We start from the raw sequence: 26,478 nt of genomic DNA, 5'->3' as shown, positions 1-26,478 counted from the left end.
ACAAAAAAATTGGAACTTAATAAAAAACGCCCGGCAAAAGCGGGCCTTATAATTTTATACGGTTTAAGAATTTATACCGAAAACGAAGATCCACAACCGCAGGTGCTTGCTGCATTAGGATTGTTAAAAGTAAATCCACGGGCATTCAATCCATCCTGAAAGTCTATCTGCATACCGGCAAGGTAAAGCCCGTGCGCTTTATGCATGTACACTTTAATACCATCAATATTGAATTCCTGATCGCCATCCTTCTTTTGATCAAAGCCAAGAACATAGTTCATGCCCGAACAGCCACCACCTTCAACACCAACACGCAGGCCAAACTCATCCGAAATCTCCTGCTGATCTTTAAGCTTAAAAAGTTCTTTAACGGCACCAGGCGTAAACGTAACAGGTGCGGTAAGGGTTTCAACAACAGCGCTCATCTTATTTTATATTTAAACACACAAATATAAGCTAAAATGCGGATTTTTGTTTCGGCCTGGATATTATGACCTCTGCCTAACATTACCTAAAATGATGCTTTACAGTTTACTAATCGACATTCTAAAATATTCCGTCGCTGGCATTGGCGTGGTTTACGTTGCTTTTTATATGCTTAAACCATATCTGGATAAATCTCAAAATTTGCAGATATTGGAGATAAAAAAAGCCGTAAGTACCCAAACGCTGCCACTTAAATTACAAGCTTACGAGCGCCTGGTGTTGTTTGTAGACAGGATAAACCCTGCTAATATGCTTATTAGGTTAAACGGCAACAACCTGTCTGCTTCCGAATTACAGGTAGTTATCCTTAACGAAATCCGCACGGAACTGCAGCACAACACTACTCAGCAAATATACGTAAGCACCCGCGCCTGGAGCGTCATCCGCAAGGTAAAGGACGATACCGTTTCCCTGATTAACAACGCTGTCCAGGGCTTGCCGGAACATGCCACCGGACTGGATCTTGGTCGGATACTATTAAACCATTTAGGCAAAGTTGAAGATAACCCCTATGACATTGCCACCAACTTGCTGCGCCAGGACCTGGAAGATCTTTTTTGACCTACCTTCAGCAATAGCTTAAACAAGCATAAATAAACCGGTTTACAGCCGTTTTCACGAGCAGAATTCTTTAAAAACCACACTTAATTACGCACAGCGATGAGTAAAAAATTCACCACTTCTTCCGGCATTGAAATTAAGGAGGTTTATACCCGGCCATCCGGTATGGAAGAGCTTCCCGGTGAGTTTCCTTACACTCGTGGAATACAAAAAGACATGTATCGTGGTAAGCCCTGGACCATGCGCCAGTACGCTGGTTTTTCAACTGCCGAAGAAAGCAACAAACGCTACCATTACCTGCTGGGTCAGGGAACGATGGGCCTTTCCGTCGCGTTTGACCTGCCTACTCAAATAGGTTATGATAGCGACCACGAACTAGCCGAAGGTGAAGTAGGCAAAGTGGGCGTCGCCATAGACTCGTTAAAGGATATGGAAATTTTGTTCAACGGCATAGAGCTGAAGAATATTACCACTTCCATGACCATTAACGCTACAGCCTCTATACTGCTGGCCATGTATATTGCCTTAGCGAAAAAACAAGGTGCAGACTTAAAGCAACTATCAGGCACCATTCAAAACGACATCTTAAAAGAATACGCAGCAAGAGGAACCTACATCTACCCTCCCGGCCCATCCATGCGGCTCATCACCGATATATTTGAGTACTGTAGCAAAGAAGTTCCAAAATGGAACACCATTTCTATTTCGGGGTACCACATACGTGAGGCAGGGTCCACGGCCGTACAGGAATTGGCCTTTACCCTTGCCAATGGCAAGGCATACTTAGAAGCAGCACAAAGTAAAGGGTTAGACATTAATGTATTTGCGAAAAGGCTGTCCTTCTTTTTTAACTGCCACAACAACTTTTTTGAAGAGATTGCAAAATTTCGGGCGGCAAGGCGTATGTGGGCCAATATGACTAAGGAACTTGGCGCGACCGACCCGTCTGCACAAAAGCTTCGTTTTCATACACAAACAGGGGGGTCTACCCTTACTGCGCAGCAGCCCATGAATAATATTGTAAGGGTAAGCATGCAGGCCCTGGCAGCGGTGCTTGGCGGCACACAATCCTTACATACCAACGGTTACGACGAAGCGCTTTCTCTCCCAACAGAGGCAGCAGCCAAAATAGCTTTACGCACCCAGCAGATCATAGCTTTTGAAAGCGGTGCTACGGATACTGTGGACCCGCTGGCCGGCTCGTTCTTCATAGAAGAGCTTACCAACGAAATTGAAAAAGCCGCCCAGGTGTATATTGATACGATAGATGCCATGGGTGGATCGGTGAAAGCGATTGAGCAGGACTACATGCAGCAGCAGATAGCAGCATCCGCTTATCAGTATCAAAATGACATAGAAAGTGGCGAAAAAACACTGGTGGGGGTAAATAAATTTAATGAGCCTGAACCTGTGGGAGATAGCGTTTTCCGGGTTGATGATGCGATCCGGCAGAAACAAATAGAGCAAAAACAGCGTTTAAAAGAAGAACGAAACAACGCAGAGGTAACACTTGCACTGCAGGAATTGAGAATTGCAGCCGGCGGAACAGCCAATCTGATGCCTCACATTTTAACCGCGGTAGAGCGCTATGCAACACTCGGTGAAATCGCGGATGTGCTCCGGGAAATATTTGGAGAGCATTAATTACAAGTTATTATTTTATCTAATTTTTAAAACGGATTTGCCTTTTAAATAAAGGCAAATTTGCGGGATTTTGTTGTTTAAACTTTGAAAAACGCCATTCCGTTGAATGTGAGCAGATAATGCAAAAACGCATGCGAAAGATATAATTTAATATGAATTTAACCTTAAAATAAGTGCCTTTTGGCAAAAAAATAATTAACAAAAAAACTAACATTTAATTTTTTGAACCGCTTTTTTTTTGAATATTCGATGTTCCGAAACGGCGAGAAAACCAGCTTAGCGGGATACTGAAAATCAAATAATTACTGATATTTATATGGAAAAAACTTGTACTACCGTTTGGAATAGTTGCTTGCAAATCATCAAAGACAACATACCGGCCCAGAGTTTTAAAACCTGGTTTGAGCCGATTAAAGCGTTGAGGATGGAAGGCAGCGTACTTACCATACAGGTTCCAAGTTTATTTTTTTACGAATGGCTGGAGGAGCACTATGTTGGCCTGCTGCGCAAGACTATAAAAAAACAACTGGGCGACGAAGGCCGGCTGGAGTATAATATAGTTGTAGAGCAGTCTACCAAGCAGCCTTATACCACCAATATGCCGTCAAACGGTAATGGTGCCGAATCTAAACACCAAAGCATGCCCATCCCTATTGCTATCAATAAGGATATAAAAAACCCATTTGTTATACCAGGCCTTAAAAAGCTCAACGTTGATCCTCAACTTAACCGTAACTACACGTTTGAAAGTTTTGTAGAGGGCGATTGCAACCGCTTAGCGCGTTCTGCAGGCTATGCTGTTGCAGCAAAACCGGGCGGCACGTCTTTCAACCCGCTCATGATTTACGGCGGTGTAGGTTTAGGTAAAACACACCTGGCACAGGCAATTGGCAACGAGATAAAACGCACCTTACCTGATAAGCTTGTTTTATACGTAAGCTGCGAAAAGTTTACCCAGCAGTTTGTTGACGCGCTAAAACACAACAACATAAACGACTTTGTTAATTTTTACCAGGCAATAGATGTGCTGATCATGGACGATGTGCACAACTTTGCTGGTAAAGAAAAAACACAGGACTTCTTCTTCCACATATTTAACCACTTGCACCAAAGCGGCAAACAGCTGATCATCACATCAGATAAGGCCCCTAAGGATCTGGCTGGTTTAGAAGAGCGTTTATTGTCGCGTTTTAAATGGGGGTTGTCTGCCGATCTGCAGGTTCCAGACTTGGAAACCCGTATGGCTATCCTGAAGAACAAGATATATCAGGACGGTATTGAACTATCAAACGATGTGGTAGAATATGTTGCCCACAACATTGATAACAACGTACGCGAACTGGAAGGCGCAATGGTGAGCCTGCTGGCACAAAGCACGCTCAATCGTAAAGAAATAGACCTGAACCTGGCCAAGCAAATGCTGAAGAATTTTGTCAAGAATTCTGCCAAGGAAATATCAATGGAATACATCCAGAGTCTGGTTTGCGAATACTTTGAGGTACCAATTGATATGGTGAAGTCTCAAACACGTAAGCGCGAGATCGTACAGGCAAGGCAAATTTCTATGTACCTGGCAAAGGCACACACCAAAAGCTCACTGAAATCGATAGGGCACTTCTTTGGCGGCCGCGACCACTCTACCGTGATCTATGCTTGTCAAACTGTAGAAGACTTGATAGACACCGACAAAAAATTTAAAGGCTACGTAGCCGATATTCAGAAAAAATTGAAGATGTCGTAAGACTCTTTTAATAATGTTGAGCCTCGCAAATTGCGGGGCTTTTTTTGTTTAGTAACTTTTAACTAACTTGTGTCAAACTAACCAGTCATGAAAACCTTTTTACTCGCAGTCACCGTATTTGCATTTTCCACATCCGCCTTTTGCCAAACTGATAAAGATGATGTTAAAAAAACCATAACAGCAATGTTCGATGGCATGCGCAAAGGAGATAGTACTGTATTACGCGGAACTTTCCATAAAGATATGGTACTGCAAAGCGTGGTAAATAAAAAGGATGGCACCACAGCGCTCCTTACCGAAAAAGCTGATGAGTTTGTGAAACAGGTGGGTACGCCGCACAAAGAGGTATACGACGAACGCATTACCTGGGGCGATATTAAGATAGATGGGGCGCTCGCAAGCGTATGGACGCCTTACAAGTTCTACCTTGGCAACCAGTTCAGCCATTGCGGAGTTAACTTTTTCCAACTAATAAAAACTGCCAAGGGCTGGAAGATCATTTATATTGTTGATACCCGCCGTAAAGATAACTGTCCTGAATAAGTAAATAGCCTACCTGTCTAATAAGTTGAAGAATGCTTCGCGGTAACTATCCCCGATGGGTATACAAGCATCGGCTACATAAATACGGTTCCGTTCGATGTAGCTGATGTGCTTAAGCGCTACAATAAACGACTTATGTACACGCACAAAATCCCCGGGAGGTAGCTGCTCTTCTGTCCGCTTTAAGGTTTGCAAACTCATTATGCGCGCTGCAGCCGTTTGTATGCTGATGTAGTTTTGCAGGCTCTCTATGTGTTGTATTTCACTTAAATTTACTTTTTGTATGCGATGTTCCGTTTTTACAAAAAGGTACGATGTGGCGCCCGGTTGTTTAAGCAAGTCCCCGGCCGGCCGTTCTGTTCCTTTACTATTATCCCCGGGAGTAAACGCCCTAAAAGCCTTTTCTGCCGCACGGTAAAACCTGTCAAAGGCTACAGGTTTAAGCAAGTAATCAACTACGTCATGTTCATACCCATCCAAAGCGTACTCACTGTATGCGGTGGTAAGTATGAACTTACTTGCGCTACCCACTATTTTAATAAACTGCAGTCCGTTTAGTTCCGGCATCTGGATGTCTAGAAAAATAAGATCAATAGCCTGATTGCGGATAATCTGCAGGCCTTCTACCGGGTTAGTGCTTGTGCCCGCCAAACGCAAGAAAGGAGTTTTTTCAACATACTGTACCAGTATATCTATCGCCAGCGGCTTATCGTCTATTATAAGGCAGTTAAGTTGCATCACGCGGATTTAATAAAAAGGTTCACCTCATACATTTCGCCATTGTCTTTTATCATCAACTGGTGTTTATCGGGATAGATGAGTGCTAATCTACGCCGCACATTGTTAAGTCCTATTCCGCCGGCATTATCTTTAAAACCGTTGTTCTTTTTGTTGCGGACGTTAAAAATCACTCCTTTGTTATCGGCATGCAAGTAAATATCAATTGGGTAATCAGGATCGTTCATCACCCCGTGTTTAAAAGCATTCTCTACAAAAGCAATAAACAACAGCGATGCCACAGGCTGATCGGCAATTAATCCTTCCTGCACAAAGTTGATGCAAGCGCTCCCTTTGGCACCAATCCGCTGCAGCGTTATCATGTTTTCCAGGTATTCTGCTTCGCGGTTTAGCGGCATTAAATTATCTGTTCCTTCGCGTAGCATGTACCTTAACATGGCCGATAGCTTCAAGAGCGCTTCAGGTGCCTGTTCCGACTTTTGATAGGTTAAGGAGTAAATATCGTTAATGGTGTTGAACAAAAAATGCGGGTTTACCTGCGATCTCAAAAAAGCGAGTTCTGTGGTAAGCTTTTCCTTTTGCAGATCCTGGTGCCGACGGCTGTTCTTGTACCAATTCTCGGCAAAAAAACAGATCATGCCGTACATAAAATAGGTAGGAAAGTAGTAGAAGAATACATTAGATATGTAACGGCTGGCTGGCCAGGGATGGCCTCTATAATTATCAAACCCAAGTACCGGCATAAAGTACTTATACTCCAAAAGATAACGCAGCCCGGTTGTAAATGCAACGCAGATTAAGGAACATATGAGCGCTAACCAGTATCTTTTACGAACAAATATCTGAGGAGCTATGCCAAGATAGCTACCATAAAAACAGCTCATTGCAACTATAGCATACCCAATTTCTATTAGCAGATACTTTGTATAGGGCTGGGCCGCTAGCGAACTATTTGCACTAGTAAAAAGGCTGCCCGCAGAAAATTTAGCATAAGAGTTGCCGCCGATATACAGCACCCAGAAACACACATGTAAAAGTATTACATACTTTTTCTTCATCAGCTAAATATATCAGGATGCCGCCGCCTTTGGAAACCTCAATATACGAAGGGCTTATTATTGATGACCAACCACCGCGTTTACATGATGAATTAAAAAGTTAAATAAATCGGCTTTCATCAATAACAATAGACCGTTGGTCAACTGTAATTGCGTGGGTGATTTATTGACTGGATAATTGTACAAATCAAATCACAACACATGAAAAAATTACTTGTTATTTGCCTGTGCAACCTGCCTATGCTGGCTTACTGCCAGGATAAGCTTACCGTTAAGGTGCACCCGGGTGTGGAATTATTTACCATTGTACAAATTCTGGCCGACAAATACCCTCAGCCAAACCCATCAGCCTACAGCAAAGAGGCTTTAGCATATTTTGAAAAGTATAAAGACCATCCTGCGGTTAAAAAAGTACGTTCATTCGAAAAAACGTATACAGACCTGGTGGAACTAGGCTGGTGTATGAGCGATTTCCCGACCATTAAAATCTACGAACCTGCAGATTTGAGCTGGTACAAAATGTATGGTAAGGAAAACGTACTGGAGTATATACGCCTTTGCCGCGACTTTTTTATCGATACAAAGTTTTGGAACTTTTACCAAGAGCACCTGTCGCGCTATACTGCATGGGGGACAACTATGCAGAAAAAGCTTGACTCGGTAGGATACATTAAAAATCTGCAGGATTTCTATCGCTTTAAGGCAGAACCGAAGTGGTATATCTGCATTGACCCGCTGAACAGCTGGGGATCGCACGCCATTATGACGAAGACCATCAACCCGCAGTTTGCCGACTTGCTGGTTTACAATACCGGATATTTTACAGAAAAAGGAAACCCAAGTACCGACCCCAATTTTGAATTTAAAAACTTTGAGAACCTAGTTTGGCACGAAGGAAGCCATGTTTATATAAACGGGTTAATGGAAAAGCACAAACAGGAAATTGACGCCATGGATTACCTTTTCAACAAGGACGATGACGGCATGCAGCGCAACAACATCAAAACCTGGAGGTATTGCCTGGACGAAAACATTGTAAGATCTGTAACTGCGGCATTGTACAACAAGTATAGGTCGCCACGGCTTTATAAAAGACAGATAGCGAAAGAAGTGTTGTCGGATTTTATTTATGTGGACGAATTGGCACCGTTTATAACAACCAACTACTTCAATACTAACAAATACAAGAACTTTGAGGATTTCTTTCCGGAGATCTTAAAATTTTTAAAGGAGAAACATCCGAAGACTGACAAGTAATTAGTTATTAAACTTGTAACATTCCAGTTATCAGTCCAGTACAGGGTTACCTTTCTTTCGTACGCAGTATCAATTAAAAACCAATTACGATCATGAAGACAAAAACCCTTATCCTGCTGGGAAGCATTGCTTTGCTGGCAGCCTGCAAAGGCAAACACGGAGACTATGAAGTGGTGAATACCGACAAACGCTCGATTGATGGTTACGAGTCGTCCGCAGCAGACACGGTTGTAACAGATAGTGCAGCTAAGGCTAAGCTTATAAAAACGGCCGACATAAGCTTTAAGGTTAAGAATGTACAACAAACCGGCGATACTATTTCTGCAGTAACGGCACGAATGGGTGGTATGGTTATGCATCACCAGATGACATCTAGCGTGAACAACAGCGAGGATATACGTATCAGCGACGACTCATTGATGCGGGTATCTGCTTTTAGCACAAGCGCCGACATGACCGTCAAGGTACCATCTGCTAGATTGCAGGAATTCATGACGAAGGTAAGCCATATGGGCCTGTATGTTACCCGACGGCAAATGGACATTGAAGATAAATCTTTAGATTACTTGTCGACCAAGCTAAAGCTACAAAGCCGTAAAGAGCTGGTAGCGCAGCAAAAAAGTGGTAAGGTAACTATAAAGGATCCGCAGAAAGTACTTTGGCTAAAGGACGATATGATAGACGGCCAAATAGAGAACCAGCGCATTGACCAGGATGTACGCTATAGTAACATTAGCCTCACATTTTTCCAAAGCAATACCATATTAAAGGAGATGGTTGCCAATGGCGATCCATCGGCATACCAGTTGCCGTTCTTTAAACGCCTGCTGATGGCTCTTGCAAACGGCTGGATGATATTTGTTGAATTTATTTTAGGCCTGGCAAATTTTTGGGTATTAATACTTGCCGGAGTAGCTTTGTGGATTGCCTATAAAGCTTATAAAAAGAATTACCCATCACCGGTAAGCAAAAGCATTTAGAACTTAACCCAAGTAACCACCACTCTCCTGCATAAAAAAAGCGGCCCGAACAAAATGCTCAGGCCGCTTTTTTATCATAACTCCGTTTAACCCAATTTTTTGTAGCGAATCCTTTTGGGTGCAACATCACCGAGGCGCTTCTTCCGGTTCTCTTCATAGTCGCTGTAGTTTCCTTCAAAAAAGTACACCTGAGAGTTTCCTTCAAATGCCAGTATATGCGTGCATATACGATCAAGGAACCAGCGGTCGTGACTGATGATCACCGCACAACCCCCAAAGTTCTCCAGCGCCTCTTCGAGGGAGCGGAGTGTATTTACGTCGATGTCATTGGTAGGCTCATCCAGCAGCAGTACGTTAGATCCTTTTTTAAGGGTGATAGCCAGGTGTACACGGTTGCGCTCACCACCTGATAGTACACCTACTTTTTTTTGCTGATCGGCGCCGTTAAAGTTAAACTTAGATACATATGCCCTGGAGTTTAAAGGACGGTTTCCTACCATCACGTTGTCCAGCCCGCCGGTAACGTTTTCCCAAACAGATTTAGCAGGATCAAGGTCGTCGTGCATTTGGTCTACATAACCCAGCGCGACAGTCTCTCCCACGCGGAAGGTACCCGCATCTGGTTGGTCCTGCCCGGTAATTAAGCGGAACAATGTTGTTTTACCGGCACCGTTCGGGCCTATGATGCCTACTATACCGGCAGGCGGCAGCGAAAAGGTAAGGTTATCAAACAAAACTTTGTCACCGTAAGCTTTGGTAACGCCGTTAGCCTCTATCACCACATTACCCAAGCGCGGGCCTGGCGGAATAAACAGTTCCAGCTTTTCTTCTTTCTCCTTTGTTTCCTCGGATGCTAATTTGTCATAGTTGGATAAACGGGCTTTTGACTTAGCATGACGCCCTTTCGGACCCATCCTTACCCACTCCAGCTCACGCTCCAGCGTTTTCTGGCGTTTGCTTTCACTTTTTTCTTCCTGGGCTAAGCGCTTAGCTTTCTGATCAAGCCACGACGAGTAGTTACCTTTCCACGGAATACCTTCACCTCTATCAAGTTCCAGTATCCATCCTGCCACATTGTCAAGGAAGTAACGGTCGTGCGTTACAGCTATAACAGTTCCTTTGTATTGTTTAAGGTGCTGCTCCAGCCAATCAATAGATTCCGCGTCAAGGTGGTTGGTGGGCTCGTCCAGAAGCAATACATCAGGCTCCTGCAACAGTAAACGGCATAGTGCCACACGACGGCGTTCACCACCGGAAAGCACAGCAATTTTAGTTTCAGGCTCAGGGCAGCGCAGTGCATCCATAGCGCGCTCTAGCTTGGTATCTATCTCCCATGCTCCAATTGCATCAATCTGATCTTGTAATTCGCCCTGGCGGCTCATCAGCTTGTCCATTTTGTCCGCATCGCTGTAGTACTCTTCCAGGCCAAACTTCTCATTTATGTCCTCATATTCCTTCAGCAGGGCCATGGTGGTAGCAACACCTTCCTCAACCACTTCCTTTACGGTTTTTTCAGGATCAAGCTCCGGCTCCTGGCTTAGGTAACCAACAGTGTATCCGGGCGAGAAAACCACTTCGCCTATGTTGGTTTTATCGATGCCTGCAATTATCTTCAGCAAGGAAGATTTACCGGATCCGTTAAGACCTATAACGCCGATTTTTGCTCCGTAAAAGAACGACAGGTATATATTCTTGAGTACAGTTTTTTGTGGCGGATAAACTTTACTTACCCCTGCCATTGAAAAAATTATCTTTTCGTCAGCCATGCTTTTAACGCGGTTTATTTAGTGGGACACAAATATAGAATGGATTTTTGCACCTGCGATTATTTTCATCTAAAATTCACCGGAGGTATTGTATTTTACAATGCAAATGTTTTGGTTTGTAATAAACCCAAACCACTTTACGGCCCCAAACGGATGTGCCGTATTGTCATACAAGAACATGACTATATGCCCTGCTAAATATAATTTGCATAATGGGCTTAAACAATTTACAGTAAACTATATCTAATTTATAGTTTTTACCGTAATTATATTAATTCTCAGGCGGTTTACGGAAGTACAAAACAAACAACTTCCGATTTTTATTTCATATTTACAGCCGGTGTATCATTATATTGTCTGTTTGCGATGAATGTAAAAAGTTGGCAATATTGTTGATAAATCTAAAAGCAATCGCCTGACTAATGAAAACAAAATTTTAGATTAGGACGATCATAATCAGAAAGGTATATATGGAAGCTAAATTTTCGCCTCGGGTTAAAGATGTGATACAGTACAGCAGGGAAGAGGCGTTGCGCCTCGGCCATGATTATATTGGCACTGAGCACCTTTTGCTCGGCCTCATCCGTGATGGGGATGGCGTAGCAATCAAATTATTAAAAGGGCTTACCGTTGATACTGCCAAGTTACGCCGTGCGGTTGAAGATGCCGTAAAAGGAACAGTTGGTACTAACGTACATATAGGCAGTATCCCGCTAACCAAACAAGCAGAAAAAGTTTTAAAGATCACTTACCTGGAAGCCAAGATATTTAAGAGCGATGTGATAGGTACCGAGCACCTGTTGCTTTCTATCCTGCGCGATGAAGATAACATAGCCTCACAGATACTGATGCAATTTAACGTGAACTACGAAGTTTTTAAAAGCGAAGTAGAGTCGCACAAAAATGATGTTACCGACGAAATGCCGGGATCATCAACAGGCGGCGATGACGACTTTAAAGAGGACGACGGCTTTACACAACCGAAGAAGGTATCTGACATCAAGTCAAAAACCCCGGTTCTGGATAACTTTGGACGCGACCTTACAAAAGCAGCGGAAGAAGGAAAGCTTGATCCAATTGTAGGTCGTGAGAAAGAGATAGAGCGTGTATCGCAAATCCTTTCGCGCCGTAAAAAGAACAACCCTATACTTATAGGTGAGCCAGGTGTTGGTAAAAGTGCCATCGCTGAAGGGTTAGCCCTTAGGATAGTTCAGCGTAAAGTATCCCGCGTATTGTTTAACAAGCGCGTTGTTACTTTAGATCTTGCATCGCTAGTAGCAGGTACAAAATACCGCGGCCAGTTTGAAGAGCGCATGAAAGCGGTAATGAACGAGTTAGAGAAATCTCCGGATGTTATCCTCTTCATAGACGAAATTCACACTATCGTCGGTGCAGGTGGTGCCTCAGGCTCGTTAGATGCATCTAACATGTTTAAACCAGCTCTAGCACGTGGTGAGATACAATGCATCGGTGCTACTACCCTTGATGAATACCGCCAGTACATTGAGAAAGATGGCGCTTTGGACCGTCGTTTTCAAAAGGTAATGGTTGAACCTGCCTCACCGGACGAAACCATCGAGATATTGAACCGCATTAAGGAAAAATACGAAGAACACCACGGTGTAACTTACACTCCTGAAGCGATAAATGCCTGCGTTACCTTAACCACCCGTTACATAACCGACAGGTTCCTGCCTGATAAGGCTATTGATGCGCTGGATGAATCAGGTTCTCGAGTGCACCTGACCAATATTCACGTGCCGCAGAATATTTTGGATATCGAGCAAAAGATAGAGCAGATCAAAATTGAAAAGAACAAAGTTGTTCGTAGCCAGAAATATGAGGAAGCTGCTAAACTACGTGATACCGAAAAGCATCTCTTAGAAGAGCTTGAGCAGGCTAAATCTGCGTGGGAAGCTGAAACCAAATCTAAGCGCTACACTGTATCTGAAGACAATGTGGCAGAAGTTGTTGCCATGATGACCGGCATACCGGTTCAGCGGGTAGGTCAGGCAGACAGCCTTAAGCTGCTGAACATGAATGACACTATTGCTAACAAGATCATAGGCCAGGATGATGCTATTAAAAAGCTTACCCGCGCCATCCAGCGTACCCGCGCCGGACTGAAAGATCCGAAGAAGCCAATAGGCTCATTTATCTTCTTAGGTCCTACAGGTGTTGGTAAAACAGAGCTGGCTAAAGAACTTGCCCGCTTTATGTTTGATACCGAGGATGCATTGATACAGATAGACATGAGCGAGTACATGGAGAAATTCGCTGTATCACGCTTAGTAGGTGCGCCTCCGGGCTACGTAGGCTATGAAGAAGGCGGACAGCTTACTGAAAAGGTACGCCGTAAGCCATACGCCGTAGTGTTGCTTGACGAGATTGAGAAAGCACACCCGGATGTATTCAACATTCTGTTACAAGTGCTTGATGAAGGTCAGCTGACTGACTCGTTAGGACGTAAAGTAGACTTTAGGAACACCATCATCATCATGACCTCTAACATTGGCGCACGCCAGTTGAAAGATTTCGGTCAGGGTGTAGGTTTCTCTACCAGTGCTAAGACAACTCAGGCAGAATCTCACTCTCGTGGTGTAATAGAGAACGCTTTAAAACGTGCTTTCGCACCGGAGTTCCTGAACCGTATCGACGACGTTATCGTGTTCAACTCGCTTGGCAAAGACGAGATCTTTAAGATCATTGATATAGAGCTGGCATCACTATTCGGCCGTGTGAATACGCTTGGTTACAAGATCGAGCTGACGCTTGCAGCAAAAGAGTTTATTGCTGAAAAAGGCTATGACTCCCAATTTGGTGCACGTCCGCTTAAACGCGCTATCCAAAAATATCTGGAAGATCCGATTGCCGAAGAAATCCTGAAAGGTGAACTATCTGAGGGTGACACCATGGAAGTAGATTACGACAAAGAAGCCGACGCGATTAAGATACTTGATAAAAACAAAACTGCCGGCGAAAACAAACCGGAAGAAGAGCAACAATCATAAGTTGTGATATAATTAAAGCCCTGCAGTACTACTGCAGGGCTTTTTTAGTTTAGATACTCTTCACTCCTTTGTTAATACCGGCCAATAATCTTCAGGTAGTAGTTCACCAATCCGGCTTGTTGCCCACGAATATCTAAATGACACAGCAGTAGGATTAAGGATGATTCCGTTAACATCAAAAAATAGCGGCTCATCCATAAAGTCTATACTACCAACTTGACCCCTATTACCATATTCTATTCCACCTACGCCAGTTTGGGAATGTGGTTCACCGGGGGGATAGTAAAATATATCAATATCTGATGGATAAGTTATAGAATATATTCCTCGTTTGTCAGTTCTGTGGACATAATTATTTGTTCTAAGCGTATCGTAAATTAAGAATGTACGTGTGACAGAGTCACCTGTTCTATAGTCTATCACCTTAGCATTAAATATTTTTTTTGCACAGAAGGGTCTTACCATAAAAGCTGAGTCTACTTTATTTGAAAGGATTGAGCGCAAAAAATGCTTCGGAGATCCATTGTATGCAAGTTGCCGGTTACGCTCCCAAAGATTTTTATCTTTTGATGTACCTTGCATTCCTTCAAAATAAGCAAAGCCTTCATAAGCTATTTTCATAGCTTGTCTATCTAAAAAAAAGTTTTCTAAATAATATCGAATTTTATAGCCAAGCGCTTTATTTTCTATCTCTAAGTACTCGTCCGCACTAGCAGTAAGTACGTTTTGATGCCGACTGAATTTTAAAGTTAATACCTCCGGATTAAGTATTCGGCACTTTAAACCAAATACAGATCCAAGAAACTCTTCTCTAAACAGCCTTAACTTCCTGGCTCTGTTAGGATCTCTACCCGAAATAGCAACTTCTTTTAACTCCAGAGTTTTTGGCTGCATCCTGATGTCTGCTCTTTGGGTATTTTGGTCTAAAAACAATTCTAGACTTTGACGCTCAAAACCCACAGCGCTTATTATCAAATTATAGTGCCCTTCAGTTAGCCTGCGCAAAACAAAGGTGCCGTCGGCAGTAGTTTTAGCACCAATTGTAGTGTTATTCATAAATACACTTGCGTCCGATAGGGCTTTACCGTCTGCTGCGTTGACAACTTTCCCAATAAGGGTAAATTGAGAAAATACTTCCAACGGAACCAATAGCAAAAATGTGAATAATGGGAAAACCCTGTACATAGGTTTAAAACCTTTTATTGATTGTAAGTAACTGTTAGATGGATAAATGGTTCTTAACTCTCTGTAATATAACACCATTTATTAAAATTTAATAATGTTCAAGTAGCACTAAACCTTTTCTATAAAAATTGTTCTTATAGATATATATAACCATCATGAAAAAAACTTTATCTATCCTGTGCCTGTCTATTATAATGCTGGCAGTTGCATCTTGTAAAAAAGAAACCATTGTTCAGGGGAACACCAATCAAACTGTTTATGCAACCAACGTATCTAATTGGGAACTCACCAATGATGGTGGTGGCTCTTACGTTGTTGACATACCTGTTTCAAAGCTCGACAAAACTTACAGCGAGTATGGTGCCGTATTAGTTTATATAACTAAACCCGGCGGTACCGAGTGGGAGCAGATCCCCGAGATATATGGCGGCCGTGCATTTAGTTTTACACATGACGTTGGCAGGGTTTCTATATATGCGCAAAACCCAACGGGCACACTTACTAAACCTGATCCTATTGACGTAAAAATAGTGTTGATCGACTCGAACATTGATTAATTATTAAACATAAACAGAAAAGGCCTTCGGATATCCGAAGGCCTTTTCTGTTTGTTTACTACTAAATGTCGACACTCTCTTGTGAGTGCAGGAACATTTACCGATTACTCTCCCATTCTTTCTATTACGGCTTGTGTAACGCCGGTTGTAGAAAAGCCGCCATCATGAAACAGGTTCTGCATGGTAACCATTTTGGTTAGATCACTGAATAAGGTTACTACATAATCGGCACACTGGTTAGCATCAGCATTACCTAGCGGGCTCATTCTTTCGGCATAGTTGATGAAGCCATCAAACCCTTTTACGCCGCTACCGGCTGTAGTGCGGGTGGGCGATTGTGATATGGTGTTAACACGTACGTGCTTTTTCACACCATATTGGTATCCAAAGTTGCGGGCTATGCTTTCCAAATATGCTTTATTATCTGCCATGTCATTATAGTCAGGAAATACGCGTTGGGCGGCTATATAGGTAAGCGCCACAACAGACCCCCACTCGTTTATAGCATCCAGCTTCATGGCTGTTTGCAATACGCGGTGAAAGCTCAATGCAGATATATCAAGGCCTTTATGGGTAAAATCATAATTATTGTCGGTATAAGGGATGCTCTTACGAACATTGAGGCTCATACCTATTGAATGCAGCACAAAATCAACCCCGCTGCCAAAATGCTCAAGAGATTTGGTAAACAGGTTAGTTACGTCCTCATTACTGGTTACGTCAGCTGGTATAACCGGCGCGTTGCATTCTTCGGCAAGCTTGTTCAGTTCGCCCATGCGCAGGGCTAAAGGTGAGTTAGTTAGTACTATTTCAGCACCTTCTTCATGGCAGCGTTGTGCCACTTTCCAGGCAATTGATTGCTCATTAAGGGCGCCGAAGATAATTCCCTTTTTACCTTTTAATAAATTGTAAGCCATCGTTTTTAGTTTTGTAAGTAGGGCAAAGGTAATTTTTATTTACGAATTCAGAATTGCGGATTTAGAAGGATTGTGTTTAGCTGCAATTACTTTTTAAGTAGCTCCCTGGCATTAAGCAGGGCACTTTCACCAGGTTTATCACCGCTAAGCATTTTAGCTATTTCCAAAACGCGTTCATCATCATTTAATTTCTTTATGCGTGTATTGGTAACAGCCGCATTATTGTCTTTGTATACAAAGTAATGGCTGTTGCCTTTTCCAGCAATTTGCGGTAGATGTGTAATAGTAATCACCTGTAAGTTGCCGGATAAACGTTCCATTACCTGCCCCACCTTATTAGCTACTTCGCCGCTTACTCCAGTATCAATTTCATCAAAAATAATAGTTGGCAACGCGGTATATTCCGCAATGAGAGATTTGATGCTCAGCATTAGCCTGCTCAACTCACCACCAGACGCTACCTTGCTCATGTCTGCCAGGGCATGCCCCTTGTTGGCCGAAAACAGAAACCGCACGTTATCAACCCCGTTCTTTGTAAGATTGTCGCCCGTCCTTTGTATTTCAGTGCGCCCTGCTTCTATTTCTAACGCAGAGTTATCCATGCCCATTTCTGAAAGAGTTGTCAAAACCTTAGTTTTTATGGCAGGTATTGCCTTCTTGCGATTGGCTGACAGTTGGGCTGCAAGCTCTTCAAGTTCTGTTCTGGCTGCTGCTATCTGCTTGTTTAATTTCTCTACCGCCTCGTCCCCAAAAACAGCCTGCTGTATTTTTTCAGAGAGGCTATTTTGAATATCCAGCAACTCGGCGTTGGTACTTACCCGATGTTTCTTTTGAAGATTGTAAATCAGGCTTAACCGGGTATTTACCTCTTCGGCACGCGCCTCATTTGTAAATGTTTTCTGCTCTAAGCCTTCTATCTCTGCTGCTATATCTTTTAACTCTATAAGCGTGCTCTTCAGTCGCTCGTTAAGTTCTTCAACTTCGGGCGTAAATTTTTCAATGCCTGATAGTTGTTGCCCAGCCTCGCGAAGCTGAATTATAGCCGATGTTTCTCCTTCATGCATCAGGTAATGCGCGCCCAGTAAATTGCGTTTAATTTCCTCTGCATTATTGAGCGTGTAAAGTTCTTTTTCTAACAACTCCTGCTCATCAGCACTCAGTCCTGCTTTCTCCAATTCATCGAATTGAAACTGATAGTAGTCTAGGTCTGCCTTGGCTTTATCATTCTCCTCTATTAATTGCTGCAGCTCACTCAAAGCCTTACGGTAGGCCTTGTACTTGCCTCTGTAATCATTCAGCAATTCTACGTGACCTGCAACCCCGTCCACAACCAGCAACTGAAACTCAGGGTCGTTTATTTCCCTTGTGGCGTGCTGAGAGTGTATGTCAATAAGCTTTTCGCCAAGTTGCTTAAGCGTGGTTAAATTTACCGGCGTATCGTTTACGAAAGCTCTTGATTTACCATCAGCAGATATCTCCCGGCGCAACACAGTATCGCTATCATAATCAAGATCATTTTCGTCAAAAAAGCCGGCTAAGTGAAATCCATTTATTTTAAATGCGCCTTCTATAACGCATTTCTTCTGCTGGTTGAAAAAGTACTTGCTCTCTGCCCTTTGCCCTAATATAAGCGACAAAGCACCAAGAATGATAGATTTACCTGCCCCAGTTTCGCCTGTTAGAATATTTAACCCGGCGTCGAACTCTATCTCCAGGTTATCAATAAGTGCATAATTGTTTATGGTCAGCTTTTGAAGCATAAAAAAAGTATCCTCGCTTTTGAGGATACTAAATTACGGTTTTAGAACTTACTGCTGATGCTTTTTCTGGATTACAACTGCATTAAAAACATCAACTTATTGTGTAATTAGGGCTTTTCTGCGGGCTCTGGCTTTTCAGGTGCTTCAGGCTTCTCTGGTCTTTCCGTCCTTTCTACCTTCTCGCTGTCATCTTTGTTGTCATTCCAATTAAAGTTTTGTGGATGTGTTTTTCTCCACTCCTTAACCTTTGCTTTAAATTCGGCGGATTGAGTGTAAGCCCTTAACTTATCTGCTGACTCCCTTAATAATTTCTTCTGCTTTTCAATCTCAGGATTATTTGCATATGCACGCATTTTGTCGCCCACCCTTCGCATGTCTTCCTGCTGTTTCTTCATTTCAGGATTGTTAAATGCCTCACGCATGCTTTCTCCCATTTTGCGCATTTCGTCACCGTCAAGGCGCATTGCGTCGCCGCGGTTCCTTATTTGGTCGCCCAAACTCCGCATGTGCTGAGTGGTTTGTTTAATCTCCGGCGATAATGTTTGATCCAACTCTGCCTGGTACTTTTTATGATTTTCGTCCCTGCTGTCATAATATTTATCATCGCTTATGCCATACTTTTTCTTAAGGCGATCGTTAGTGGCTTTAAACTCTGCGGAATTAAAATATGCCTCTACTTTTTTTCCTAAAGCTTCCATTTGCGCGCCGTTCTTACTCATTTCAGAGTCTTTACCGCCCCATTTTGCTTCAAATTCTTTGCCCAACTTTTCTTGCTTTGCAGTAATTTCTTTCATCCTGTCGCTGTTGTAAAAGGCCTCTATCTCCTTTCCGCGCTTCTCCAGGTCGGTACTGTAGGCTTTAAATTCATTACTGTCATAGTACTTACTTACAACGTCAGAATGCTTTTGCACCTCAGCACTTAGCTCCTCAAGTTTTTTATCCTTCAAACCATCGCTATAATTGTTATTGTAGTCGAAGTTGGTTTTGTATTGCTGAACTTTATACTTTTTGGTTTTCGCAGCAGTACGCGGTTTGGCTAAATTTTTCTTAGTAGTATCAGCAAACAGTTTAGTAATAATTTCCACAGGTCTAACTGGGGCAATTAATACTTTACCGTTCTTTATTTCAGGATTAAGCCAGGCTATGCTGCTTAAGCTGCCGAATAATAATATCATAGCAAGCACCAGGTGGCGCATGTTGCCTATTTTTTGTTTTGTTTTCATGATGCGTTCAATTCTGGTAAGTAAATATTGTTTTTTTGTAGTGGCGGCAAGCGCCAGTTGCAGGTTGCTCTGCCTGCACTCTTCAAGTTTGAGCAGCGCACGTGCGTAAATCAGCGGACTATTGGTAGTTTGTACAACGAGGTCGTCGCAGCAGTTCTCGCGTTCGCTGCTTATTAAACGATTAATCATCTGAGCAAAAGGATTAAAGAACAGTAAGGAATTCACGATCTGCTGCAGCAGATTGATCAGATAATCGTTTCGTTTTATATGAGCGAGTTCGTGCAGTAGAATAGATTCTGTTTCAGCAATTGAAAGGTTCGTAACAAGGGATACTGGCAGCAAAATCACAGGTTTTAAGAAACCGATCATGCAGGGCACATCAACCAACTCGCTAAATTTTACTTGCACATACCGGTTAATAGCAAGCGACTTAGCAAATTTGTCGGTAATAAACTGCATGTTCACGGCAGGTAAAAGGGCTTTCCTTATTTGATAAAGCCTTACCTGGCAATAGCTCAATTTAAAAAGGTTTATAAGCAACCCTGTAAGGTAAAATATCGAAACATACGGCAAAAACACCGATATTAAGTTATAATATCTACTCGCAACAGCCTCCAAAGGTGAAACATTATTTTTCAAATCAATAGGTGGTAAAAACATTCCACCCGACGCGTTAACATTGGAGGTCCAGGTAAAGTTGCCAGCTTCTCTAAACAGGGTAATAATAAACCATACAGATATGCCTAACATACCTACTACAGCGAGATTGTACTTCTTGATGGATGAAAATTGCGGAACCGCAATAAAAATCACACGCAGTACAACCCATATCAGTAGACCCTGCCAAAGTGAGTGAAGAATGGCTATACCTAAAACCTGGCTGATATTGTAAGATAGAACAGACATAAATTGCTATTTAATTCACTTTAATAAACCATTGTTATCTTTATCCTCTCCGCCATCGAACTTGTCTAAAAAGTTCCGGATAGCGTCTAACTCATCCTTAGATGCACGGTGCTGCCCAAGCGCCTGTATCACAAGGTCGGATGTTGAACCTTTGAAAACTGTAGATAAGATTTTATCTAAAGCGCCTTGCTGAGCCTGTTCCCGGCTAATAAGGGCTTTGTACAGATGTGTTTTTGCATCGGTGTTGCGCACCACTAATCCTTTTTCGTGCATTATCTGCATAAGTTTGAGTGTAGTTGTGTATCCCGAGTCTTTGTTTTTGGAAAGCTCGTCATGCACATCACGTACTGAGCACTCGCCTTTTTTCCAAATCACCTGTAGTATTTCCAGCTCGCTTTCTGTTGGTTTCAAGTCCATTTTATCCTTATTACGAATTCCTTCGTACAAATATGTACGATAAGTTTCGTATATCAAAATTATTTTTTAATTTCCCTTTAACAAGCTTGTTCTTATTAAGAGACATCTAGAACCATACTTGTGTTACAAGCTTTTGTCATTTATCTGCACATTCCACATCATAAACTTAGTTAGCTGTATATTTGCAGCACATTTAAAAACCATGGAAATTTTTGTGCTGGGCGAAGGCTCCTATTCTGTTGACGCTACTAAAAAGTTTATACCGTTTAATCCGGAGACAGACAGTCGCAAAGACAGACCCGGCTCTTTGTTCATACATGTTAATCCATTCCTGATTAAAACGGCCACGGATTTAATCTTGTTAGACGCCGGGCTGGGTTATAAAGATACCCGTGACGAACTGTTATTGCATCAACATATCCGCAATGCTGGTTTTGACCCCGAGGAAGTTACCCTGGTACTCATGAGCCATCTGCATTACGACCATTCCGGCGGATTAGTTGTAGAACGTAATGGAAAGCTGGAGCCAAGTTTTCCTGACGCCGAGCACGTGATTAATAAACAGGAATGGGAATACGCTCTAACAGGCGCCTCGTCTTCTTATCACAAAGAAATTTTTGAGTCGCTTCAGGGCAAAATAAAGCTTACGCTGGTAGACGGAGTTGGCGAGTTTAAGCAGGGAATAAGATACGAATTGAGTGCAGGTCACAGCAAATTTCACCAGGTGTTTTGGTTCGATATGGAAGGGAGCAAAGTTTTCTTTGGAGGAGACGAACTGCCCGAACCCGAGCAGTTATTACGAAAATTTGTTGCTAAGTATGATTACGACGGCCACCGCAGCGCCGATTTACGAATTGCATACGGCAAAATAGCGGCAGCTGAAGGATATACCTGTCTATTTTATCACGCCCGAGCTAATGCAGTTGGTACAGTAAGTTATAATGGCGAACAGTTTACGGTTACGCCTCTTCCTTAACTTCAAAAAGCTCTTTTATTTTATCTACGTTTAGGGGCTTTGATACGAAATCCTTTACGAGTGGATAAGAACGTGCTTTGTTGATGTCGTTGCTGAAAACAGAAGATGAGATAATAAAGATTTTTGTCTTACTAAGCGGGTCTATTCCTAAACGTTTATACTCGTCCAGGAACTCCCAACCGTTCATAATCGGCATGTTAATGTCCAGTAAAATGTAGTCAGGCAGTTTAGCCGGATCCTTTTCCTGGATCTCCATTAACTGGTCTATGGCAAACTTACCATTCAGGCATGCCATGATGTCTGTGTTCAATAATGCTTTCTTAATAAGCTTAATGGAGATAAAATTATTGATCTCATCATCATCAACCAATAAGACGCTTACGGTTTTGGTACTGTTAGGGCTCATATACGATCTTTATACGGAAGCTATAATCAAAAAGTTGTATTCCTATTAGTTGTAATTTACAAATATACAATCACTTTGCGGCGCAACGTAGTAATAAACGATTAGATTGAACAGACGGTTGTCCAACATTTTTGTTACATACTTACACCGGGTTTTTTTATTAGCTGTGTATAAAACAGTTAACCGCCACTGCTTAAAAGCTATAATCGCGTTCTACAAGGCAAATTCTTACTTTATATTTCTCATACCACTTATCTCGGCCATACTTTTGAGCAAGTAAATGACTGGTGTTCGCCTTCCATGTTCTGATTGAGTCCGTAGTTTTCCAGTAAGACACCGTTATCCCTGTATCGTTCCTGGCAGATTCTACACCTAGAAAGCCATCCTGCTCTGTTGCCAACCGCACCATCTCGGCAGCCATGTCACCGTACCCCTCATCAACACCGGTGCGGATGGACGTAAATATTACAGCGTAATAGGGGACGGGCGGAGTTTGAGCAATCATGTTATCGGGCGAAATAGCTTAATGCAGATCTGTCATTATTTCTCAAGATAAAACATTTTCCTGAAACAAGCTTTTAAAGTAGTAAGCTAAATCACACTACTATGAAAATCGTCAGATTAACTTTCCTGGCAACGGTATTAGTTATACTAACCTCCATAACTACTTATGCACAAAAGGTTGCTAACTATTCTGTAGGTAAGTCCGGTACAAGCACCTATCGTGGTTATAGTTTTTACGCTACCGGAACAAAGCCAACTGAAATAAGCTTCAGGAGCGGCGCCGACCGTAACGAAAGTAAAGTTACCTACAACGGCAAAGCGACATACAACGGCAAAAGCAGTTTCAAAATTACGCTCCCAGGCAACAAAGTGTACTACGTGTACCTTATTGGTGACAAGCTGGCGATAGTGAATGCCACATCCAAAAAAGCAGAGACTTTCAGCTGGGAGTACGAAGGCCCGGTAGATGGCCGCGGGACGTTTTGTGAACCATGCGCCGAGGACGAAAAAGAGGCCATTAAGCTGATGAAATCCAGCTACTTTAAATAGCTCAAGTGTTCAAAAGTGTTCAGCTTTTTTTGTGCCGACGCAGTTTGAACACTAAATACACGCCAAATAATTTCTTTTAAAAAAGCGCCAAATTGGCTCTGTAAAGCGACTTTTTGCGAGAAACCTATTCAGAAAACTTCAAAAACCGCACGAAAAAAAAGCACTAAAAAAAGATTTATTTGCATCGAAGCCAAATATTACAGGTAGTAGTTGGCGATTTTACTGCTACGAAAAAAGGCCACCCAAAGGTGGCCTTTAATGTTATAAAAAACTTATTCTCACGTGCCGTACTCCGGTGTAGTAACTTCACTTTCTTCAAACTCGTAATCGCTAAGGGGCGGGCATGAGCAGATAAGCGTACGGTCACCATAGGTGTCGTTCACCCTGCCTACTGAAGGCCAGAACTTGTGCTGCGCTACATAAGGTAGTGGGAAAGCTGCTTTCTGGCGGGTATAAGGGTGCTCCCACTCGTTGCTGGTGATAACGGCAGTTGTATGCGGCGCATTCTTTAACGGGTTATCTGCCTTGTCTGACAAGCCTTTTTCAATATCTTCTATTTCATGACGGATAGAGATCATGGCATCGCAAAAACGGTCAAGCTCATGCTTAGGTTCTGATTCGGTTGGCTCCACCATTACGGTACCTGCAACCGGGAACGATACTGTTGGCGCATGGAAACCGTAGTCCATTAAACGCTTTGCAATATCGCTCACTTCAACGCCTGCCTGCTTGAACGAACGGCAATCCAAAATCATTTCGTGTGCACAACGGCCGTTAGCGCCGGTATATAATACCGGATAGTGGCCGCTCAGGCGCGCTTTAATATAGTTGGCGTTCAGTATGGCGTACTTGGTAGCATCAGTCAACCCTTCGCCGCCCATCATGGCTATGTAAGCATGTGAAATGATCAGGATTGATGCTGAGCCCCATGGTGCCGCAGATACAGCGTGGATGGCCTTGCCATTATCAATATCAACAACAGCGTGACCCGGCAGATAAGGGACAAGGTGCTTGGCTACGCCAATTGGACCCATACCTGGGCCGCCGCCACCGTGAGGTATACAAAACGTTTTATGCAGGTTAAGATGGCAAACATCCGCGCCAATGTTAGCAGGACTGGTAAGGCCTACCTGAGCGTTCATGTTAGCGCCGTCCATATAAACCTGTCCGCCGTTCTGGTGTATGATGTCGCAGATTTCGATGATAGACTCCTCAAATACCCCGTGGGTAGATGGGTAAGTAACCATCAGGCACGATAGATCGTTCTGGTATTGTTCTGCTTTTAATTTCAGGTCAGCAACGTCGATGTTCCCGTTGTCGTCACATTTAACAACAACAATCTTCATACCTGCCATCGCTGCAGAAGCCGGATTAGTACCGTGTGCAGATGCCGGGATAAGCGCTACATTACGGTGGCTGTGCCCCCTATCATTATGGTAAGCACGAATAACCATTAAACCCGCGTATTCGCCTTGCGCACCAGCGTTAGGTTGCAGGCTCATAGCCGCAAAGCCGGTTATTTCACTTAACCATTTGTTCAGTTCATCAAACAGCTGCATATAGCCGCCCACCTGGTCGGCAGGGGCAAACGGATGCATTTTGCTGAATTCCGGCCAGGTAACGGGTACCATTTCGGTAGTTGCATTCAGCTTCATGGTGCATGATCCCAGCGCAATCATGGAGTGGCAAAGTGAAAGATCCTTTGCTTCCAGAGATTTTATGTAGCGCAGCATCTCATGTTCTGAGTGGTACGAGTTAAACAGCGCGTGAGTAAGGTATGCTGAAGTACGCTGCAAGCCGGCAGGAATTACCGACTCCACACTTTCTTTCAGAGTGTCAAAATTAGCATCATTCAGGGTTTTGCCTTTTACTTTAGCAAACAAGCGCACTAATGTCTTTACATCTTCAACAGATGTTGTCTCGTCAAGCGAGATGGTCACTATGCTGCCATTGTAGTGAAGATTTGCCTCGTTGTTCAGCGCTTCCGAATGTATCGGGCCGGCCAGTTCGCCCAGGTCAAACTTCAGGGTATCAAAGTAAGCTTCGTTCAGTTGTTGGTAACCCAGGGTGTTTAACGAGTTTGCCAGTAACACAGATAAGCCGTGTATACGCTCAGCAATCAGTTTTACACCTTTGGGGCCATGGAATACAGCATACATACCAGCCATAATAGCCAGTAGAGCCTGTGCGGTACAAATGTTAGATGTAGCCTTATCGCGGCGGATGTGCTGCTCGCGGGTCTGCAAAGCCATACGCAATGCATAGTTACCGGCAGAGTCAATAGTTACCCCAATAATGCGACCGGGTAAAGAACGTTTGTATTCTTCTTTAGTAGCAAAGAATGCCGCATGCGGACCACCAAAACCCATCGGTACGCCAAAACGCTGGCTACTGCCAACTACTACATCAGCACCCCACTCGCCCGGAGGCGTAAGAAGTGCCAGGCTCATCAGGTCGGCAACTACTGTAAGCTTTATGTTTTTTGCGTGAAGTTCGCTGGCAAAGTCGGCGTAGTTGTAAACCGCGCCATGGCCTGCCGGATACTGAACTATGGCGCCAAATACCTCGTCCGTTAGCTCGGCGGTACGGTGGTCGCCTATTTGCAGTTTAATGCCGTAAGGCTCGCTGCGGGTTTTTAAAATATCAATTGTTTGCGGGAAGAGCTCCTCGCTTACAAAGTAGGTGTTCGCTTTAGTGTTTTTACGCAGGCTGTACTGCATAAACATAGCCTCGGCAGCAGCGGTACCTTCGTCCAGTAAGGATGCGTTGGCAATCTCCATCCCGGTCAGGTCGCTTATCATGGTTTGAAAATTCAACAGCGCCTGTAAACGGCCCTGGGCAATCTCGGCCTGGTAAGGCGTATATTGGGTGTACCATCCGGGGTTTTCGAGGATGTTGCGCTGAATAACTCCAGGAACAATCACATCATAATAACCCTGGCCTATGTAGGTTTTAAAAACCTTGTTTTTAGAAGCGGTTACCTTCAGCGTGTTCAGGTAATCAAACTCACTTTTTGCAGGAGGCAAATTCAGCGGATTTTTTAAGCGTATACGGGCCGGAACGGTCTCGTCAATCAGTTGGTCTATTGTTTCCACACCAACCGTTTTCAACATTTTAGCGGTATCGCTATCGTTCGGTGCAATGTGCCTCTGCTGGAATTTTTCCTGGTAATCTATGTTCAGCTTCATTGAATATGGGTATCCCTTAAATTTACCGCAAAGGTACTATTTTGCTATACTAATAGCAATTGAGTAATAGTTTACTTACAATGGTTTTACAAGGGTGTTATACCA

At 43.2% G+C, this 26,478-nt stretch carries 22 protein-coding genes; 10 read left to right on the top strand and 12 right to left on the bottom strand.

Annotated elements, in window-relative coordinates:
- Positions 1 to 71: 71 nt before the first annotated feature.
- Positions 72 to 425, bottom strand: coding sequence for a HesB/IscA family protein (locus tag AC59GT_RS02545; protein ID WP_497236185.1), 354 nt, complete (start codon positions 423 to 425; stop codon positions 72 to 74).
- Between the two features lie 91 nt (positions 426 to 516).
- On the opposite strand from AC59GT_RS02545, the gene AC59GT_RS02540 reads away from it, so the two are divergent.
- The 4 genes from AC59GT_RS02540 (at position 517) to AC59GT_RS02525 (ending at position 4,975) form a co-directional block, all read left to right on the top strand.
- Positions 517 to 1,047, top strand: a complete 531-nt coding sequence (locus AC59GT_RS02540; protein ID WP_497236184.1) for a DUF7935 family protein — start codon at positions 517 to 519, stop codon at positions 1,045 to 1,047.
- Positions 1,048 to 1,146: 99 nt separating this feature from the next.
- Positions 1,147 to 2,691 carry an acyl-CoA mutase large subunit family protein gene (locus AC59GT_RS02535; protein WP_497236183.1) on the top strand — a complete coding sequence of 515 codons (1,545 nt, stop codon included), beginning with the start codon at positions 1,147 to 1,149 and terminating at the stop codon, positions 2,689 to 2,691.
- Positions 2,692 to 3,007: 316 nt separating this feature from the next.
- Positions 3,008 to 4,432, top strand: coding sequence for a chromosomal replication initiator protein DnaA (gene dnaA / locus AC59GT_RS02530; RefSeq protein WP_117384458.1), 1,425 nt, complete (start codon positions 3,008 to 3,010; stop codon positions 4,430 to 4,432).
- Positions 4,433 to 4,519: 87 nt separating this feature from the next.
- A complete protein-coding gene (locus tag AC59GT_RS02525; protein WP_497236182.1) occupies positions 4,520 to 4,975 on the top strand; it encodes a nuclear transport factor 2 family protein in 456 nt (151 codons plus the stop codon).
- A gap of 9 nt (positions 4,976 to 4,984) precedes the next feature.
- Here AC59GT_RS02525 and AC59GT_RS02520 read toward each other — a convergent pair whose 3' ends face one another.
- Positions 4,985 to 5,713 carry a LytR/AlgR family response regulator transcription factor gene (locus tag AC59GT_RS02520; protein WP_497236181.1) on the bottom strand — a complete coding sequence of 243 codons (729 nt, stop codon included), beginning with the start codon at positions 5,711 to 5,713 and terminating at the stop codon, positions 4,985 to 4,987.
- Positions 5,713 to 6,771, bottom strand: a complete 1,059-nt coding sequence (locus AC59GT_RS02515; RefSeq protein WP_497236180.1) for a sensor histidine kinase — start codon at positions 6,769 to 6,771, stop codon at positions 5,713 to 5,715. Before AC59GT_RS02515 ends, AC59GT_RS02520 begins: the two co-directional genes overlap by 1 nt.
- 201 nt (positions 6,772 to 6,972) lie before the next feature.
- Between AC59GT_RS02515 and AC59GT_RS02510 the strand changes: the two genes are divergently transcribed.
- Positions 6,973 to 8,028, top strand: coding sequence for a DUF4932 domain-containing protein (locus AC59GT_RS02510; protein WP_497236179.1), 1,056 nt, complete (start codon positions 6,973 to 6,975; stop codon positions 8,026 to 8,028).
- 92 nt (positions 8,029 to 8,120) lie between these two features.
- Positions 8,121 to 9,008: a DUF4349 domain-containing protein gene (locus AC59GT_RS02505; RefSeq protein ID WP_497236178.1), complete on the top strand. Its 888-nt coding sequence runs from the start codon at positions 8,121 to 8,123 to the stop codon at positions 9,006 to 9,008.
- A gap of 86 nt (positions 9,009 to 9,094) precedes the next feature.
- Here the strand turns inward: AC59GT_RS02505 and ettA are convergent, their stop codons facing one another.
- Complete coding sequence (gene ettA, locus AC59GT_RS02500) at positions 9,095 to 10,774, bottom strand: energy-dependent translational throttle protein EttA (protein ID WP_497236177.1); 1,680 nt, start codon at positions 10,772 to 10,774, stop codon at positions 9,095 to 9,097.
- Between the two features lie 470 nt (positions 10,775 to 11,244).
- Between ettA and AC59GT_RS02495 the strand changes: the two genes are divergently transcribed.
- The gene (locus AC59GT_RS02495; RefSeq protein WP_497236176.1) at positions 11,245 to 13,785 is read left to right on the top strand and encodes an ATP-dependent Clp protease ATP-binding subunit; all 2,541 of its coding nucleotides are present in this window, start codon (positions 11,245 to 11,247) and stop codon (positions 13,783 to 13,785) included.
- Between the two features lie 60 nt (positions 13,786 to 13,845).
- Here the strand turns inward: AC59GT_RS02495 and AC59GT_RS02490 are convergent, their stop codons facing one another.
- Positions 13,846 to 15,048 carry a carboxypeptidase-like regulatory domain-containing protein gene (locus tag AC59GT_RS02490; protein WP_497236175.1) on the bottom strand — a complete coding sequence of 401 codons (1,203 nt, stop codon included), beginning with the start codon at positions 15,046 to 15,048 and terminating at the stop codon, positions 13,846 to 13,848.
- Between the two features lie 77 nt (positions 15,049 to 15,125).
- Here AC59GT_RS02490 and AC59GT_RS02485 point away from each other — a divergent pair, with 77 nt between their 5' ends.
- Positions 15,126 to 15,527, top strand: a complete 402-nt coding sequence (locus AC59GT_RS02485; protein ID WP_497236174.1) for a hypothetical protein — start codon at positions 15,126 to 15,128, stop codon at positions 15,525 to 15,527.
- Positions 15,528 to 15,631: 104 nt separating this feature from the next.
- On the opposite strand, the gene AC59GT_RS02480 is transcribed toward AC59GT_RS02485, so the two are convergent.
- The 4 genes from AC59GT_RS02480 to AC59GT_RS02465 form a co-directional block, all read right to left on the bottom strand.
- Positions 15,632 to 16,444, bottom strand: a complete 813-nt coding sequence (locus AC59GT_RS02480) for an enoyl-ACP reductase FabI (protein ID WP_497236173.1) — start codon at positions 16,442 to 16,444, stop codon at positions 15,632 to 15,634.
- 86 nt (positions 16,445 to 16,530) lie between these two features.
- Positions 16,531 to 18,204 (bottom strand): DNA repair protein RecN, encoded by a 1,674-nt coding sequence (gene recN, locus AC59GT_RS02475; protein WP_497236172.1) that lies wholly within the window; start codon positions 18,202 to 18,204, stop codon positions 16,531 to 16,533.
- A 107-nt stretch (positions 18,205 to 18,311) separates the two neighbouring features.
- Positions 18,312 to 20,333: a M56 family metallopeptidase gene (locus AC59GT_RS02470; RefSeq protein WP_497236171.1), complete on the bottom strand. Its 2,022-nt coding sequence runs from the start codon at positions 20,331 to 20,333 to the stop codon at positions 18,312 to 18,314.
- 15 nt (positions 20,334 to 20,348) lie between these two features.
- The gene (locus tag AC59GT_RS02465; RefSeq protein ID WP_497236170.1) at positions 20,349 to 20,807 is read right to left on the bottom strand and encodes a BlaI/MecI/CopY family transcriptional regulator; all 459 of its coding nucleotides are present in this window, start codon (positions 20,805 to 20,807) and stop codon (positions 20,349 to 20,351) included.
- 145 nt (positions 20,808 to 20,952) lie between these two features.
- Here AC59GT_RS02465 and AC59GT_RS02460 point away from each other — a divergent pair, with 145 nt between their 5' ends.
- The gene (locus AC59GT_RS02460) at positions 20,953 to 21,726 is read left to right on the top strand and encodes an MBL fold metallo-hydrolase (protein ID WP_497236169.1); all 774 of its coding nucleotides are present in this window, start codon (positions 20,953 to 20,955) and stop codon (positions 21,724 to 21,726) included.
- Here the strand turns inward: AC59GT_RS02460 and AC59GT_RS02455 are convergent.
- On the bottom strand, positions 21,710 to 22,132 hold the full coding sequence (locus AC59GT_RS02455; protein WP_497236168.1) for a response regulator: 423 nt from the start codon (positions 22,130 to 22,132) through the stop codon (positions 21,710 to 21,712). The two genes, AC59GT_RS02460 and AC59GT_RS02455, sit on opposite strands and share 17 nt — an antisense overlap.
- A 193-nt stretch (positions 22,133 to 22,325) precedes the next feature.
- Positions 22,326 to 22,637, bottom strand: a complete 312-nt coding sequence (locus tag AC59GT_RS02450) for an antibiotic biosynthesis monooxygenase family protein (RefSeq protein WP_497236167.1) — start codon at positions 22,635 to 22,637, stop codon at positions 22,326 to 22,328.
- Positions 22,638 to 22,738: 101 nt separating this feature from the next.
- On the opposite strand from AC59GT_RS02450, the gene AC59GT_RS02445 reads away from it, so the two are divergent.
- Entirely contained in the window at positions 22,739 to 23,185 is a 447-nt protein-coding gene (locus AC59GT_RS02445; RefSeq protein ID WP_497236166.1) for a hypothetical protein, read from the top strand.
- A gap of 278 nt (positions 23,186 to 23,463) precedes the next feature.
- Here AC59GT_RS02445 and gcvP read toward each other — a convergent pair whose 3' ends face one another.
- The gene (gcvP, locus tag AC59GT_RS02440; RefSeq protein ID WP_497236165.1) at positions 23,464 to 26,373 is read right to left on the bottom strand and encodes an aminomethyl-transferring glycine dehydrogenase; all 2,910 of its coding nucleotides are present in this window, start codon (positions 26,371 to 26,373) and stop codon (positions 23,464 to 23,466) included.
- Positions 26,374 to 26,478: the final 105 nt, after the last annotated feature.

This window comes from Mucilaginibacter sp. 320_HR, from assembly GCF_059691875.1.
This window is presented reverse-complemented; position numbering and strand designations above follow the sequence as displayed.

Bases quoted from the DNA above. Each gene is read 5' to 3' on its own strand.
- AC59GT_RS02495 (WP_497236176.1), top strand. From the start codon at position 11,245: ATGGAAGCTAAATTTTCGCCTCGGGTTAAAGATGTGATACAGTACAGC.
- dnaA (WP_117384458.1), top strand. From the start codon at position 3,008: ATGGAAAAAACTTGTACTACCGTTTGGAATAGTTGCTTGCAAATCATC.
- AC59GT_RS02515 (WP_497236180.1), bottom strand. From the start codon at position 6,771: ATGAAGAAAAAGTATGTAATACTTTTACATGTGTGTTTCTGGGTGCTG.
- AC59GT_RS02545 (WP_497236185.1), bottom strand. From the start codon at position 425: ATGAGCGCTGTTGTTGAAACCCTTACCGCACCTGTTACGTTTACGCCT.
- AC59GT_RS02485 (WP_497236174.1), top strand. From the start codon at position 15,126: ATGAAAAAAACTTTATCTATCCTGTGCCTGTCTATTATAATGCTGGCA.
- AC59GT_RS02470 (WP_497236171.1), bottom strand. From the start codon at position 20,333: ATGTCTGTTCTATCTTACAATATCAGCCAGGTTTTAGGTATAGCCATT.
- AC59GT_RS02455 (WP_497236168.1), bottom strand. From the start codon at position 22,132: ATGAGCCCTAACAGTACCAAAACCGTAAGCGTCTTATTGGTTGATGAT.
- AC59GT_RS02505 (WP_497236178.1), top strand. From the start codon at position 8,121: ATGAAGACAAAAACCCTTATCCTGCTGGGAAGCATTGCTTTGCTGGCA.
- AC59GT_RS02445 (WP_497236166.1), top strand. From the start codon at position 22,739: ATGAAAATCGTCAGATTAACTTTCCTGGCAACGGTATTAGTTATACTA.
- AC59GT_RS02460 (WP_497236169.1), top strand. From the start codon at position 20,953: ATGGAAATTTTTGTGCTGGGCGAAGGCTCCTATTCTGTTGACGCTACT.
- AC59GT_RS02540 (WP_497236184.1), top strand. From the start codon at position 517: ATGATGCTTTACAGTTTACTAATCGACATTCTAAAATATTCCGTCGCT.
- AC59GT_RS02480 (WP_497236173.1), bottom strand. From the start codon at position 16,444: ATGGCTTACAATTTATTAAAAGGTAAAAAGGGAATTATCTTCGGCGCC.
- AC59GT_RS02490 (WP_497236175.1), bottom strand. From the start codon at position 15,048: ATGGTGTTATATTACAGAGAGTTAAGAACCATTTATCCATCTAACAGT.
- AC59GT_RS02535 (WP_497236183.1), top strand. From the start codon at position 1,147: ATGAGTAAAAAATTCACCACTTCTTCCGGCATTGAAATTAAGGAGGTT.
- AC59GT_RS02450 (WP_497236167.1), bottom strand. From the start codon at position 22,637: ATGATTGCTCAAACTCCGCCCGTCCCCTATTACGCTGTAATATTTACG.
- AC59GT_RS02510 (WP_497236179.1), top strand. From the start codon at position 6,973: ATGAAAAAATTACTTGTTATTTGCCTGTGCAACCTGCCTATGCTGGCT.
- ettA (WP_497236177.1), bottom strand. From the start codon at position 10,774: ATGGCTGACGAAAAGATAATTTTTTCAATGGCAGGGGTAAGTAAAGTT.
- gcvP (WP_497236165.1), bottom strand. From the start codon at position 26,373: ATGAAGCTGAACATAGATTACCAGGAAAAATTCCAGCAGAGGCACATT.
- AC59GT_RS02525 (WP_497236182.1), top strand. From the start codon at position 4,520: ATGAAAACCTTTTTACTCGCAGTCACCGTATTTGCATTTTCCACATCC.
- recN (WP_497236172.1), bottom strand. From the start codon at position 18,204: ATGCTTCAAAAGCTGACCATAAACAATTATGCACTTATTGATAACCTG.
- AC59GT_RS02520 (WP_497236181.1), bottom strand. From the start codon at position 5,713: ATGCAACTTAACTGCCTTATAATAGACGATAAGCCGCTGGCGATAGAT.